Source organism: Undibacterium sp. GrIS 1.2 (assembly GCF_040544435.1).
Classification (GTDB): Bacteria; Pseudomonadota; Gammaproteobacteria; order Burkholderiales; family Burkholderiaceae_D; genus Undibacterium.
The window spans coordinates 39,567-53,755 of the sequence record NZ_JBEONP010000024.1 but is presented as its reverse complement, the minus strand read 5'-3'; the positions used below and the strand labels follow the sequence as shown (position 1 = coordinate 53,755).

11 protein-coding genes and 1 tRNA gene are annotated in these 14,189 nt (G+C 46.5%); 7 read left to right on the top strand and 5 right to left on the bottom strand.

Features of this window, described 5'->3' with window-relative positions; all coding sequences use genetic code 11:
* Nucleotides 1-17: 17 nt before the first annotated feature.
* Together AAKU61_RS12130 and trxB are read right to left on the bottom strand one after the other, a co-directional pair.
* Complete coding sequence (locus AAKU61_RS12130) at nt 18-656, bottom strand: Smr/MutS family protein (RefSeq protein ID WP_354332543.1); 639 nt, start codon at nt 654-656, stop codon at nt 18-20.
* A 51-nt stretch (nt 657-707) separates the two neighbouring features.
* Nucleotides 708-1,661, bottom strand: a complete 954-nt coding sequence (gene trxB / locus AAKU61_RS12125; RefSeq protein WP_322118305.1) for a thioredoxin-disulfide reductase — start codon at nt 1,659-1,661, stop codon at nt 708-710.
* Between the two features lie 469 nt (nt 1,662-2,130).
* Here trxB and AAKU61_RS12120 point away from each other — a divergent pair, with 469 nt between their 5' ends.
* The 3 genes from AAKU61_RS12120 (at nt 2,131) to AAKU61_RS12110 (ending at nt 6,547) form a co-directional block, all read left to right on the top strand.
* Nucleotides 2,131-4,464: a DNA translocase FtsK gene (locus AAKU61_RS12120; protein WP_354332541.1), complete on the top strand. Its 2,334-nt coding sequence runs from the start codon at nt 2,131-2,133 to the stop codon at nt 4,462-4,464.
* 116 nt (nt 4,465-4,580) lie between these two features.
* Nucleotides 4,581-5,237: an outer membrane lipoprotein chaperone LolA gene (lolA, locus tag AAKU61_RS12115; protein ID WP_354332583.1), complete on the top strand. Its 657-nt coding sequence runs from the start codon at nt 4,581-4,583 to the stop codon at nt 5,235-5,237.
* Nucleotides 5,238-5,242: 5 nt separating this feature from the next.
* On the top strand, nt 5,243-6,547 hold the full coding sequence (locus AAKU61_RS12110) for a replication-associated recombination protein A (RefSeq protein ID WP_354332540.1): 1,305 nt from the start codon (nt 5,243-5,245) through the stop codon (nt 6,545-6,547).
* Nucleotides 6,548-6,880: 333 nt separating this feature from the next.
* On the opposite strand, the gene AAKU61_RS12105 is transcribed toward AAKU61_RS12110, so the two are convergent.
* Both AAKU61_RS12105 and AAKU61_RS12100 read right to left on the bottom strand, forming a co-directional pair.
* A complete protein-coding gene (locus AAKU61_RS12105; protein ID WP_354332539.1) occupies nt 6,881-7,723 on the bottom strand; it encodes a DUF2145 domain-containing protein in 843 nt (280 codons plus the stop codon).
* Nucleotides 7,720-8,166 carry a hypothetical protein gene (locus AAKU61_RS12100; RefSeq protein WP_354332537.1) on the bottom strand — a complete coding sequence of 149 codons (447 nt, stop codon included), beginning with the start codon at nt 8,164-8,166 and terminating at the stop codon, nt 7,720-7,722. Before AAKU61_RS12100 ends, AAKU61_RS12105 begins: the two co-directional genes overlap by 4 nt.
* Nucleotides 8,167-8,580: 414 nt before the next feature.
* Here AAKU61_RS12100 and serS point away from each other — a divergent pair, with 414 nt between their 5' ends.
* From serS to AAKU61_RS12080, 4 genes are all read left to right on the top strand, one after another.
* Nucleotides 8,581-9,879: a serine--tRNA ligase gene (serS, locus tag AAKU61_RS12095; RefSeq protein WP_354332535.1), complete on the top strand. Its 1,299-nt coding sequence runs from the start codon at nt 8,581-8,583 to the stop codon at nt 9,877-9,879.
* A gap of 422 nt (nt 9,880-10,301) precedes the next feature.
* Entirely contained in the window at nt 10,302-11,189 is an 888-nt protein-coding gene (locus tag AAKU61_RS12090) for a hypothetical protein (RefSeq protein ID WP_354332533.1), read from the top strand.
* Nucleotides 11,190-11,243: 54 nt separating this feature from the next.
* A complete protein-coding gene (locus tag AAKU61_RS12085; RefSeq protein WP_354332532.1) occupies nt 11,244-12,569 on the top strand; it encodes a choice-of-anchor X domain-containing protein in 1,326 nt (441 codons plus the stop codon).
* Between the two features lie 74 nt (nt 12,570-12,643).
* Nucleotides 12,644-12,733 (top strand) — tRNA-Ser (locus AAKU61_RS12080).
* 517 nt (nt 12,734-13,250) lie between these two features.
* Here AAKU61_RS12080 and AAKU61_RS12075 read toward each other — a convergent pair.
* On the bottom strand, nt 13,251-13,784 hold the full coding sequence (locus tag AAKU61_RS12075; RefSeq protein WP_354332530.1) for a peroxiredoxin: 534 nt from the start codon (nt 13,782-13,784) through the stop codon (nt 13,251-13,253).
* Between the last annotated feature and the right edge of the window lie 405 nt (nt 13,785-14,189).

Below are 14,189 nucleotides of genomic sequence, written 5' to 3'. Positions count from 1 at the left end.
AGCTGAGATTGGAGCAACTAAGATTTGAGCAATACGATCAATGCGCCAGAGCCACCGTCTGCAGCGGTGGCTTGGCTAAATGCAAGTACTTCATCTTTTTGTATCAACCAGTTTTTTACTTTATTCTTTAACACAGGTTCTTTGTTGATTGAACCTAACCCCTTGCCATGAATAATCCTCACGCAGCGATGTTCGTTGCGCTGGCATTTCCGCAAAAATTCGCCCAAACTTTCTCTCGCCTGATCGCGCCGCAAACCGTGCAAATCTAGTTGCGCTTGTATAGTCCAATGACCAATACGTAATTTTTTGACGACATCACTGCCAACACCTGCGCGGGTATAACTTAGGCCATCATCGGTGGCTAGCAAGGTGATGGCGTCAAATTCATCCGATATGGATTCTTGTAATGCAGCACGTTCATCTGCAATATGCTGGAATGGAATCGGTTGCGGGCGTGCCGCTTGAACTATGTGTTTGGGCACCGTTTTGAGTGGCGCCACTTCACCTATGCTATTGCGGAAAATGTTGGCTTCCAGCTTCGCTTGTTTCTCTCGTTTGCTGCGCTCGGCTTCTTCCAACAGGCGAACTTCCTCCTGCTGTTTTAATTGCTGACCTAAGTTTTTCAGATCAGCAAAATTTTTTAAGGAGCTGGGCATAAGCAAGGATTAAAAGAGCCAACAGGCTGAGAAAGGATTTTAAATTACAAATTAATCTTCGAGATAGCGCTGTGCATCTAAGGCTGCCATACAACCCGTACCCGCACTAGTGATTGCTTGGCGATAGATATGATCTTGCACGTCGCCAGCGGCAAATACACCTGGGATGCTAGTAGCTGTCGCCATACCTTCAAGGCCTGTTTTAGTCTTGATATAGCCATTATGCATATCGAGTTGACCTTCGAAGATGCTGGTATTAGGTTTGTGACCAATGGCGATGAAGACACCATGCAGGGTGACATCGCTAACATTGCCGTCAATACTGGATTTGATTTTAATGCCAGTCACGCCAGAGCTATCTCCTACTACTTCATCTAGTGTGTGATTCCATTTAACTTCGATTTTACCTTCGGCTACTTTTGCCATCAGCCGATCAATCAAAATAGCTTCTGCGCGGAATTTGTCACGACGATGTACGACAGTCACTTTACTGGCGATATTAGATAAATACAGCGCTTCTTCTACCGCAGTATTGCCACCACCAACTACCGCAACCTCTTTGCCACGGTAGAAAAAGCCATCACAGGTCGCGCAAGCAGATACGCCTTTACCCATAAAACTTTCTTCAGAAGGTAAGCCGAGATATTGTGCTGATGCGCCAGTAGCAATAATCAGTGAATCGCAGGTATATTCAGCCTGGTCACCGATCAAGCGGATCGGCTTTTCAGTCAATTTGGCGGTGTGGATATAGTCGAAAATAATTTCAGTATTAAAACGTTCTGCATGCTGTTGAAAGCGTTGCATTAATTCTGGCCCTTGCACACCCATAGGGTCTGCTGGCCAGTTCTCGACATCCGTTGTGGTCATTAATTGACCGCCTTGCTCTACACCAGTAATTAATACTGGTTTTAAATTGGCACGTGCCGCGTACACAGCCGCAGAGTAGCCAGCAGGGCCAGAGCCGAGTATCAATACGTGTGCATGTTTTGGAGTGGTAGTTGACATAAGCTGACCCGAGAGAAAATAAATTGAATGATGATGGCAATCGGCATAGTTGATGCTATTTAAATTGCCTTAAGAGGCTATAAACTAAGCTGCAGATTGCGACGGAACAGCAAATTTCAATCATATTTGCTGGCGTAGTATTAGCTGATGAATATTAGCTAACTATCAGCCAGCGACTATCTAATTTATCAGTTGACTTTAGTATTTAACTTTCCTACTTAGCTTCTTACCTATCCGTCACGAATAAGTCTTACTTTACCTAGGCAAGATTATAGACGAATAAGCGTTTTTGATTGAATAGCCAGCCGATTGCTTGATTTGCCCTGAGTCGGCACGGTTCTATGATGATGCCTGATTGGCGGCACTTGTCATACATGCTATCTTATGAGTGTTTAATATGTGTTGAATGTATGTTTGACTTGATTGATTTTGATTGAACTTGATTGTAATGGGCTGCTGATTCTGCACTATGACTATTTCCAATAATGAAGCCTATACCCGCAACCGCGATAAAACGCCGGCGCCGCCGTTACCAAATCGGCTAGTAATTTTGCTTATCGAAGCACGCTGGATACTCTTTGCGGCGCTTTGTATTTATCTGATTTTAATTTTATTCACTTACGCCAAACTTGATCCCGCCTGGTCGCACGCCAGTGTTGTTCCGAAAATCCACAATATCGGCGGCAAAGTGGGAGCCTGGGTTGCAGATTTATTTCTATACATCTTTGGCTTATCTGCCTGGTGGTGGAGCGTTGTTCTATGCCGTTTGGTTTGGAAGGATTATCGCCAGCTAACGAATCGTCTGGCAGTCAATGCAGAACAAGACGCTGAACATAGTTATGAAAAATTTATACAGGCAGGCGGATTTTTTCTGCTTATGGCTGGCAGTATGGGAATCGAGTACCTGCGACTGTATTCAATCAAGGCACAATTGCCACGAGCTCCAGGAGGAGTGCTGGGTGAATTGATCGGCAACGCTAGCTTTGCGGCCTTTGGTTTTACCGGATCGACTCTGCTATTGCTCTTATTATTTGCGCTGGGTATCAGCTTATATTTTCATGTCTCCTGGTTGCAGATTGCGGAGAAAATTGGTACTGCTTTAGAAGCGGTCTTTGTTTTTATTGGTAACAAGTATGCCGCGCGTGAAGATCGTAAGGTCGGGCAAACGGCCGCCGTTAAACGTGAAGAAGTTGTCATCGTCGAAAGAGCCAAGATTATTGAGGCACCACCAATACGCATAGAACCACAAGTCGTCAGCGTACAAAAATCTGAACGGGTAGAGAAGGAGCGTCAGGTATCACTGTTTAGCGATATGTTAGACAGCAAATTACCGCCACTGTCGTTGTTGGATGATGCACCGCCGACGCAAGAAACCGTCAGTATAGAAACGCTGGAATTTACCAGCCGTTTAATTGAGAAAAAACTGTCGGACTTTGGTGTTGACGCCAAAGTCGTTGCGGCCTATCCGGGGCCAGTGATTACCCGTTACGAAATTGATCCCGCAACAGGTGTTAAAGGTAGCCAGATTGTTGGCTTGGCGCGTGATCTTGCCCGATCCTTATCTCTGACGTCGATCCGAGTAGTTGAGACCATTCCCGGCAAAAATTATATGGGTTTGGAACTGCCAAACCCTAAGCGCCAAATCGTACGTTTGACCGAAATTCTTGGCTCCAAAGTGTACAACGACAGTGCATCCAGTTTGACGGTCGCGCTGGGTAAAGATATCGGTGGTAATGCCATAGTTGCTGATCTTGCCAAGATGCCGCATTTGCTGGTGGCAGGTACGACTGGTTCCGGTAAGTCGGTCGGTATTAACGCTACGATTTTATCGTTGTTATACAAATCAGATCCGAATGATGTGCGTATGATTTTGATCGATCCTAAGATGTTGGAAATGTCTGTGTATGAAGGTATCCCGCATCTGTTAGCACCGGTAGTAACAGATATGCGTCAGGCTGGACATGCCTTGAACTGGGCGGTTGCAGAGATGGAGCGGCGTTACAAATTAATGTCAAAAATGGGTGTGCGTAATCTGGCCGGTTACAACATCAAAATTGCTGAGGCAGCCAAGCGCGAAGAGTTTATTCCTAATCCGTTTAGCTTAACGCCAGATGCTCCAGAGCCTTTAGAAAAATTACCGACCATTGTCATCATCATCGATGAATTAGCTGATCTGATGATGGTCGTTGGTAAAAAAGTTGAGGAGTTAATTGCCCGTATTGCCCAAAAAGCCCGTGCTGCTGGTTTGCATTTGATTTTAGCCACGCAGCGCCCCTCAGTGGATGTAATTACCGGTTTGATTAAGGCGAATATTCCTACCCGTATCGCGTTCCAGGTGAGTAGCAAAATTGACTCGCGTACGATTCTTGACCAGATGGGGGCAGAGGCATTGCTGGGCATGGGCGATATGCTGTATATGCCGCCCGGCACTGGTTTGCCAATACGCGTCCACGGCGCTTTTGTTTCTGATGACGAAGTGCATCGTGTGGTAACGCATTTGAAAGCGCAAGGGGAACCAAACTACATTGAAGGCATCCTAGAGGGAGGCGTGCTGGAAGAGGGTGGCGAAGTAGGTGCTCCACCAGGTGAGGGCGGTGGTGAGGCCGATGCTCTGTATGATCAGGCGGTCGCGATCGTACTCAAGAATCGTCGTGCTTCTATTTCTTTGGTGCAAAGGCATTTACGCATAGGCTACAATCGCGCCGCCCGCTTGCTAGAGCAGATGGAAACCAGCGGCGTAGTATCCACCATGCAGTCAAATGGTAATCGTGAAATTTTGGTGCCGGCGGGGAATGCCGAATAAATATCTGGACTTCAGCCGATTCGACCGCAGCGACAGAAAGCAGCGGTTCGGCAAGCGGCTACAGCACCAGACAACTAATTAAATCAGTCAGGATTTTTGTGAAACTTTCATTGAAAATGAATACGAATAAAGTAGCTAATAGCGTCACAAAGTTGGTAGCTAGCATGATGTTAAGTGCCAGCATGCTAGTGCCAGTATTAGCCAATGCCAGCGCGATTGAACAATTTAAAGCCTTTGCCACCAATATAAAAAGCGCCAAGGGAGAGTTCCTGCAACAGCAAGTCAAGATGGTGGATGGTGCACCCAAGGTAACTAAAACCTCCAGCGGGATTTTTATTTTCGCTCGCCCTGGCAAATTTATCTGGACCTACCAAAAACCTTACGAGCAAGTCCTGCAAGCGGATGGTGATCAGTTGTTTATCTTCGATAAAGATCTGAGTCAGGTTACGATTAAAAAATTAGGCAATGCATTAGGTGCAAGCCCTGCGGCAATTCTATTTGGTAGCGGTGATCTGGAAAAAAGTTTTACCTTGCGCGAGGTCGGGGTTAAACAAGGTCTGGAGTGGCTTGAAGCTACTCCTAAAGATAAAGATAGTAATTTTGAGCACATCGGCATAGGTATGAAAGATGGTGCGCCCTTAGCTTTGGAGTTACGTGACAGCTTTGGTCAAATCTCTTTGCTGACTTTAAAAAATATTGAAAAAAATCCGACGCTCAAAGCCGATCAATTTAAATTCGTCATACCTGCCGGCGTTGATGTATTACGTCCATGAGCGATATGAGTAGCGTCAGTAAAACGCGCAAAAATCCCGTTCCGCTAGCAGAGCGCATGCGTCCTGCCAATTTGGATGAGGTGATTGGTCAGCAACATCTGCTGAGTGAGGGCAAACCCTTACGAGCGGCGTTTACCTCTGGCGATCCACATTCCATGATTTTATGGGGTCCGCCAGGTGTTGGTAAGACTACGCTGGCAAGGTTGATGGCAAATGCGTTTCACTCAGAATTTATCGCGTTATCTGCAGTATTGTCCGGTGTAAAAGATATACGCGAAGCCGTTGAACGGGCACAAATTTTGCAGGCCACTTCGCAACGCCGTACGATTTTGTTTGTTGATGAAGTCCACCGGTTTAATAAAAGCCAGCAAGACGCTTTTTTGCCGCATGTAGAAAGTGGCTTGTTCACCTTCATCGGTGCTACTACCGAAAATCCCTCGTTTGAAGTCAATAGCGCGCTGTTATCCCGCGCTTCTGTGTACGTTCTCAAATCGCTGACTGACGCTGATCTGGAGGCGATGATAGACAGAGCTTGTGCGCGTGAATTGGATGGCTTGCAATTTCATCCCGATGCCAAGGCAAGTTTGATTAGCAGTGCCGATGGCGATGGTCGAAAATTATTAAACAACCTCGATATCGTGGCCCGTGCTGCCTCTGCAAAAGCGTTGCAAGAAGTTGACACTGCTCTACTGGCCGAGTGTCTAGGGGATGCCTTACGCCGCTTTGATAAAGGTGGCGATGCTTTTTATGATCAGATTTCTGCTCTGCATAAATCAGTACGCGGCTCTAATCCCGATGCCGCTTTGTATTGGATGGTGCGCATGCTGGATGGTGGCGCTGATCCACGTTATCTGGCCCGCCGCATCGTCCGCATGGCAAGTGAAGATATTGGCCTGGCCGATCCGCGCGCTTTACGACTGGCATTGGACGCCGCAGAAACATACGAGCGTCTGGGTTCGCCAGAAGGCGAACTGGCGCTGGCACAAGCGGTGGTCTATCTCGCCTGCGCAGCCAAGTCCAACGCTGTCTACAAAGCGTATAACTTGGTGCGAGCCTTGGTCGCTAAAGACAAATCACGTACCGTGCCAGAGCACCTGCGTAATGCGCCGACCAAGTTGATGAAAGAGCTTGGCTACGGTAAGTTATATCGCTATGCGCATGATGAGCCTGAAGCTTATGCCGCAGGTGAAACTTATTTGCCAGAAGGTTTAGAAGGCGAGTCTTGGTATCAGCCGGTGCCACGTGGGTTAGAGATCAAAATTGCCGAGAAGCTTGCTTATTTGCGATCCTTGGATGCTGCGGAAGAGTGAGCGCATATTGCGTGATGATGGAGCTACGCTGTGTATAAAAGAGTTGGAGCGTCATTCCGACATATTTTAAGCCGGACTCCAGTGACTTTTTGCATCGCAAACTTTAGCTTGAAATTGGCGATACCTATTCGAAGAATAATGACATGGGATGCGGGCTAAGAGCGTGCCGGAATTATATGAAAAGCAATGTATTGTCACAAAAAACTATCTACATTTAATTTGAACATGATTTTCATTTAAATATACTCCCATAGTGTATTTTTTAATCGTCCAATTATAGTATGGACGATACAGTTATTTTAAAAAAATAAATGGGGAGTATATAAAATTCAATCAAGGGTAAGTTAAAACTTGCTGACTGCTAACTGTGTGCCGCTGCTCCAAAAAATGTACGACAGAGTCGACCGTAACCGTGTCAATCTGACCTGCCATACGACGATCAAATGGATGGTCATCAAATGCCACGTTAGCGCGGAACATCCGTGCTCCCAGTCGCGTCATCGCCGGAATATCCAAGGTGCTTGGGTGATAAGCCGCCATCGTCAGCCACGCTTGCGCTTGCGTACGATTATCGATTGGCACATCAGTAGCGCTTGCCGCTGCCAGCAACTCCAGCAACCACTGATTTGAGTTTTGGTACATGGTTGAGAATGGAAATGCCAGCATATTGTAACGGGGTGCATGCAGTTTTCTCGGCATGTCAGAATTTAGCAAGCCGACCAGTTTTTGCTGAAGAGCGGCATCTGGAAACACGATCAAAGTCTCATAGGCAAATGGACTATCCATAAAAAAATTGCCTAAACCTTCGTTGTACAGTTGAGAGTTAGCGGTGCCGCAGTCATTGAGTTCGTGCACGACCAACCATCGTCCTTCAGGATGATCGCGCCATATGATGCCCATGTGTGAGTAGCGTACATGGTACTTAGATAAATCTTGACCAACCCGCGCGATAAGCGCGACTTGCGCGCCGCTGGCGTCCAATGCATTACGGGTTTTTAATGCCAGCTCCATACCTTTCATCAATCCGTTTGCATCCAGCGCCTGATCTTCGCATGAGCGACCAGCGTAGCTATTGGCAGATACGATAAAAGCTAGGCTTAAGAGTAAAAGCTCGGCTTTAAGACCGCGTTTTAGCAGACGATCCAGCAGCCATTTTGATTGATGAGAGAAGTTCATTTCGCGACTGTATGATGGACCAAGCTACGACCAATTTCATTCGGAATAAAGGCAATTGCCTGACCAGAAACCACCAGCATTGTGCCTGCGGATAATGCAGTGACTTCCACCACGGTGCCAGCGGCTACCGACACATTACCCAGCGCTTTACCACTGAGTTTGAGAGTGTAGCTTGCACCATCAGACGCGCCTTTACATACGATGACCACGCCATCTGCCAGTTTTTCTACCGATACGACAAGCAGCGTGCCAGATGCTTTAATGCCTTCTGTCGATCCTTCAACTAATAACGCGCCAGAAAGTACGGATAGGGCAGAAACTCCTGATGGGCCGCAAGAGGGACAACTCGCCGCAGAAGCCGCTGGACTGCTAGCCGCGATAACGCTGCATCCGATCAGCAACGAAAGAAAGTAATTGCGAGTCCGTGTTGATAAGGGTTTCATTATATTGTCCAATCAGGTGTGGAAATCAAAGCCAGACAGCGGGCGGTATTAAAAATAAAGAAGAACTAAGTGCCATCTCAGCACCGAGCCGACGCATTATTGTTTTTAAAAAGTCTGTTGGTCAATTTCGATTTATTTAGCGCTGCTTTCTTATGCCCAAGGTTGCGTAGTTTGATACTTATGGGACTTTAAATGAACGTCCAATGGTTATCGGGGCTTCAAGCCAAAAAACCTCGGTAAGCCCCAGAATCAGTGGGCGAGTAAAATGAAATTTATTACCAAAAAATCTAAGTTGTGGCTGTGCTTGACGATGTTTCACGAAGTTGCAATATTCAAGCTCGCCCTTGGTACAATACGCAGCTCAATTACATTGCGACTATATTGCAATTACTTTTAACCTGGCTCAAGTATTCTATGATCGACATTCAACTCCTCCGCAAAGACATCGACACCGTTGCTGCTCGTCTGGCAACGCGTAAATTTCAATTGGATACTGCGACTTTCAATGCGCTGGAAGGTGAGCGTAAGCAGATACAGATGCGCACTGAAGAGCTGCAAGGTAAGCGTAATTCTCTGTCCAAGCAAATTGGTATGCTTAAAGGCAAAGGCGAAGACGCTTCTGCACAAATGGCAGAAGTTAACAGCATCGCTGAAGAATTAAAAGCGTCAGAAGTTCGTTTAGGCGAAGTACAAGCAGCTATGAGTGACTTCATGCTGGCCATCCCCAATTTGCCTGATGAATCCGTTCCAGTCGGTTTGGATGAAACTGGAAATATCGAAGTTCGACAATTTGGTACGCCTCCTGTGTTTGATTTTGAGGTCAAAGACCACGTCGATATTGGCGCAGCCCTGGGATTGGATTTTGAGGTCGCAGTCAAATTAACCGGCTCACGTTTTACGCTGTTACGCGGTGGTATGGCACGTTTGCATCGCGCCTTAGCGCAATTCATGCTGGACACACAAACGCTGGAACACGGCTACACAGAATGCTACACGCCGTATATCGTCAACGCAGACTCTATGCGTGGTACAGGCCAGTTACCTAAGTTTGAAGAAGATTTATTTGCAGTCAAAAAGGGTGGGCAAGACGGTGAGGGCGAGACCTTGTACCTGATCCCCACAGCAGAAGTATCGTTGACTAACACCGTGCGGGACGAGATTGTTAGCCTGGAGAGTTTGCCGATCAAAATGACGGCGCACACGCCATGCTTCCGTTCCGAAGCCGGTAGTGCCGGGCGGGATACCCGCGGCATGATACGCCAGCATCAGTTTGATAAAGTGGAGTTAGTGCAGATTGCACATCCAGAACAATCCTCCAACGCATTGGAAGAGATGGTCAGTCATGCAGAAGCGATTTTGAAAAAGCTTGGCTTGCCATATCGTGTCATGAGTTTGTGTACAGGCGATATGGGCTTTGGCTCAACTAAGACTTATGATTTAGAAGTCTGGTTGCCAGCGCAAAATACCTATCGTGAGATATCGTCAATTTCTAATATGGGTGCATTCCAGGCGCGTCGTATGCAAGCACGTTTCCGTAATGCACAAGGCAAACCAGAACTGGTACATACCTTAAATGGCTCGGCTTTGGCAGTTGGCCGCACTTTGGTAGCTGTATTAGAAAATTATCAGCAGGCCGATGGCAGCGTACTTATTCCTGAAGTTTTACGTCCGTATATGGGTGGTGTAGAGGCTTTGTTGCCTGCTGCAAAATAAGCTTTTTGGTTTTAAAAAGCGGCTGGGGTGACCGATCATCCCAGCCGCTTTTTTTATTAAGTAAACGATTTTTAATTTGTCTTTGCCCTTGATCGTGCGCACCATAATCTTGCCGCCGCTTATCCTTTTATAGCTGCAATTTTGTGTCATTTTAAATATTAGAGTTTTTCCACTAATATTGTTTTGGCATATCTTTTTCTATTCTATTTCTACTATGTGGCAGGCTAAAAAACCGTGGTTTTTTAGCGCCTAATTTTGTTGCGTTGCAAATTGACAATATGGTGCTGCTATTCAGATACTCCGCTCCGATCAGCTAGCGTTCGATGCAAGGTTCTTCGACTTCGCTGATTAATTTGTTCCCGTTTCTGCATCATGGCTTTCAGGCGTTTTACTTTTCCATGTTTTTACTAGAGGCGATTTAAATGGCGAAATTATTTAGAATTTTTGCAGCACTCTTGTTTGTCTCGCTCAGCGCAATGTCCAGCATTGCCAGCGCGACCAATTACACCTTATGGGTCAATGGTCGCGGCGGTGGCGGCGTGGTGGGTGACTACACCAGCTTCACGTATTGGGGGCCATCTGCGACCGCTGCGGGCATCAATAAAAAAGCAGTTAACTGGGATGGCTATAACAGTATTGCTTCCCAAAATGGCAAAATCCGCGACGCACTTGATTGCTTCTGTACTGGGTCTAACTGGTGCTACGTAGCGACCCACAGCGCTGGCGATTTGATGATGGGTTACACCTTAGCAAACTACGGTGGCTCAGCCAGAACCAAGAAAAACGCCGTCGCTAATGCCTCCGGCCAATGTGGTGATGCAGGTAGCGGTACGCAAGTCGGCTGGAACATCAAGTGGGTGCGAACGGCGGCAGGGGCGGGTGGCGGATCAGAATTATCCGATGTCGGATCGTGGGCAGTGTCCGAGCCTCTGGTTAAGGATTTAAAGACCACCACCGCACGCGCCATGTACAACCATAACGATACCCACAATGTCTGGTTCTACATGTATGCAGGCGCCAAGGGGACGGTCTATTCCGCGATATTGCCGGGTCAGGACGACGAGGCTGTGGCATACCATAGTTCAGGCGGTGTATCAGGCAGCTCGGGTGCCGCATTTTGTAATCCGAGCGACTGGTTCTGTAATGACCTGACCTTAGGCACCGCGGCCAACGAGGGCGGTAGCGTGAAGTGGAGTTATCACTCAGTATCGTTCCGCGATGATGCCGAAGCATACAACCACTACTCGAATAGTAATTGGCAAGGCGTCATCTCTCTGGTACGAGCGGATATGGTCAGTAACGCAATTTGATCACGATGCGAAGCTAACAATTTAGGTCAACTTATCTGAAGATTTGATCAAACGATGCGATCTAAAAAAGTAAGCTCCTCGCACAAGTCAGGGGCGACTTCAAACTCGGCGCAATCTGCCAATCAACCGGGTTGGTTGCGTCGGTATTGGCAAGCCCTGGCTGTATCACTAGCGCTTATACTAGTTGCTTTGGTCTGGTGGCTTTCTGGCGGTACAGAATCCAGCATGGCAGCCACATTAGCCAACCAAGCCAATAGCAATTTTTTAAAAACGCCGGGCGGTCCCGACGGTGCTTCTTTATTAGCGTTAAACAACAACCACGACCAACGTCTGGCGGCTTTGACTAAGCAAGTTGAATTGGCAGATCAGACTTTATGCAGCTACCGCAACAGCACAAAATACCCACAAGGATCACGTCCCATCGCCGAAAACCCTGATCAGGTTTACCCAAATCAGCCTGTGCAAGAAAAACGGGCGATGCACAAAGAAAACGGTCAGACTGATGGACATGTCCAAATCGAGACTACGCAGTCACGGATTTTTTTAGCTAGTCGTGAGAGCGTCATGTTTACCGTAAAAGCGATGGACGAGGACGGCAATGTTCTTCCATTATTTGTCACGCGTGCAGTCGCACGTGGACTGACATTTCAAGGCGCGCGAGAAGCGCCCCAAATCCCTGTCGCCTTTAGTGACGATGGCAATAATGGCGATGCAGTCGCTGGCGATAATATGTTTTCTGGCGTATTGACGCCTGCTACCACAGGCTTAGCCCAGTTCAATGGCACCATTCGTTTAGAGCTTAAATATAATGTCGGCGATCGTTCTGGCGTACTGTTTTTCGATGTCATCTATTCACCAGAAGTCCCCGCAACCTGGGCCAGTTCGGTGCGCGAAGCAGTCGAGCAGGGTTCACTAAATTTTTATCTCAAAGCCGACGTACGCGAAGCAGGGCGCTATGTCGTTACCGGACGCATCGATGATGCTAAAGGCAAGCCATATGCACTTGTAACGTTTAACGATCTTTTGCCGCAAGGCGCAACCGAGGTCAAGTTAACCGTCTTCGGCAAACTGATGCGCGACCAATCGCCCACCTTCCCATTAACCCTCAGAGATATCGACGCTTATCTGCTGAAAGAAAACGCAGACCCTGATCGTGCTTTAATGTCGCGCATTGTCGGCCCTGCCTATGTATCTAAAATGCATACTGCACAAAATTTCTCAGATGAAGAATGGCAAAGCGAAGAGCGTTCACGCTATCTTAACGAGTTTGGCAAAGACTTAGAGCAAGCAAAAAATGCGTTACTAGAGCTAAATCCGGCAATGTCAAAAACATCGCTACCGAAAAGCGACTGCACCAAGGCTTTAGAAACTAAGCCATGATGCGCGTCTATCAAAGCCAGATAAAGTTTGCTATAATCCTCGACTTGCCTAGTGCCAGAGCACTGAGCAAAACCGGAGAAGTGGCAGAGTGGTTGAATGTACCTGACTCGAAATCAGGCGTACGTGCAAACGTATCGGGGGTTCGAATCCCTCCTTCTCCGCCAAACATACAAAAGCCCTTGATTCATCAAGGGCTTTTTTGTTTGGATTTCTCTTATGGCGGCACTCATAAGGGAGCCTCTTCAACTGAGGTCAATATGAAAATCGCTTGCAGAATCAACAATCACGCCATATCGAGTATTGCTACCATCATCAGTTTTCTATTAAGAGCCTTCGCAAAGAATGCCAAGTTTCTCTTCACACAAAATACCAGCTATTGCCAAAGAGATATCATTACCCATTTTCGCTGTGATTGTAAAAATAAGTCAGGTGTGAGTATGAATCAAAACAAAAACGATTCACTCCATCAAATTTAATGACGAGATGTGACGATAAAAAATGAGTACTTCTGAAGTCTTCTGCGGACACTAGTGTTTGACGTTGTTGCACCCGACGTTTTAAGTGTACCTAATTCGTAATATAAAAGTTTTTCATGGTCTTGGAATATGCTCCCGTTGAGGTGCCTTAGAATTGGCTCCATAAAAGCAGAGCCTGATTTTTCCAGACCCTGCTTTTCTTTGCTTAATTAGTTGCTTTCCACTTTTTCAATGCTTCCAAGGTATTCGTTACATGTTTATCTGGAGCCAGGTCCGTGAATGAGTAAATCACTTTGTTATTAGGCGTAATCACGTAAGAAGTGCGGTTGGCGTATTCTGGTTTCATGACGAGAATTGCATCATAGGATTTCATGATCTTTTGATCTGTGTCGGCGGCGACGGCAAATTTGCTGGCACATTCGCTGACCGAAAACTTGTCTAAAGTTTTGATGTCATCATGAGAAACCCCAACGACAGTTGCGCCAAGGGCACGATATTGCTCCACCGATTCTGCAAATAGATGCGCCTCAATCGAGCACCCTTGAGTGAAGGCTGCTGGATAAAAATACAGCACAACAGGTCCTTTTTTAAGTGAATCAGCGAGTGAAAAGGTAAATTCTTTTCCGCCCAAAGATGCCTGGGTTGTGAAGTTTGGCGCGGCATCTCCGACACTTAACGCAGCATACGCTGGTGCTGCAATTGCAGTAGCCAGCATAGCGCAGGCAATAACTGTTTTCATGAATGTTCCCTTAGGGGTTGAAAAGCAAGGTGATGTGAAAGTGGAATTTTGTCAAATCGCTAGAGTCATTGCCGTAACAAGCTTGCCAGTGACCCAACAATAGATGGACTATTTTAGCGAAATTTTAAAAACGCATACGACGAGCGTCAATAATCATTTAATCGGTAACGATTTGATCGGATTATTTGGTGTGGGATATTTTTTTAGCCATTTTCTTATATCTTCCTGGCATTTTATAATCTGCTAATTAAAATACTCCCTTAATTTTTATTAAAATCATCTTGCAAGGCAGTATTTATATGGATAATAATAAATACATATAGGGAGTATATTTTCTAAGTGCGTTGTTATTGATTTGCGTCAACATATAAACCTGTTTAATCTTCAAGACTGTTCGCCTGCAAA

What these genes read in the sequence shown, in the direction of transcription:
- AAKU61_RS12090 (WP_354332533.1), top strand. Translation starts at nt 10,302, where the DNA reads ATGGCGAAATTATTTAGAATTTTTGCAGCACTCTTGTTTGTCTCGCTC.
- trxB (WP_322118305.1), bottom strand. Translation starts at nt 1,661, where the DNA reads ATGTCAACTACCACTCCAAAACATGCACACGTATTGATACTCGGCTCT.
- AAKU61_RS12120 (WP_354332541.1), top strand. Translation starts at nt 2,131, where the DNA reads ATGACTATTTCCAATAATGAAGCCTATACCCGCAACCGCGATAAAACG.
- lolA (WP_354332583.1), top strand. Translation starts at nt 4,581, where the DNA reads ATGAATACGAATAAAGTAGCTAATAGCGTCACAAAGTTGGTAGCTAGC.
- serS (WP_354332535.1), top strand. Translation starts at nt 8,581, where the DNA reads ATGATCGACATTCAACTCCTCCGCAAAGACATCGACACCGTTGCTGCT.
- AAKU61_RS12105 (WP_354332539.1), bottom strand. Translation starts at nt 7,723, where the DNA reads ATGAACTTCTCTCATCAATCAAAATGGCTGCTGGATCGTCTGCTAAAA.
- AAKU61_RS12085 (WP_354332532.1), top strand. Translation starts at nt 11,244, where the DNA reads ATGCGATCTAAAAAAGTAAGCTCCTCGCACAAGTCAGGGGCGACTTCA.
- AAKU61_RS12110 (WP_354332540.1), top strand. Translation starts at nt 5,243, where the DNA reads ATGAGTAGCGTCAGTAAAACGCGCAAAAATCCCGTTCCGCTAGCAGAG.
- AAKU61_RS12100 (WP_354332537.1), bottom strand. Translation starts at nt 8,166, where the DNA reads ATGAAACCCTTATCAACACGGACTCGCAATTACTTTCTTTCGTTGCTG.
- AAKU61_RS12075 (WP_354332530.1), bottom strand. Translation starts at nt 13,784, where the DNA reads ATGAAAACAGTTATTGCCTGCGCTATGCTGGCTACTGCAATTGCAGCA.
- AAKU61_RS12130 (WP_354332543.1), bottom strand. Translation starts at nt 656, where the DNA reads ATGCCCAGCTCCTTAAAAAATTTTGCTGATCTGAAAAACTTAGGTCAG.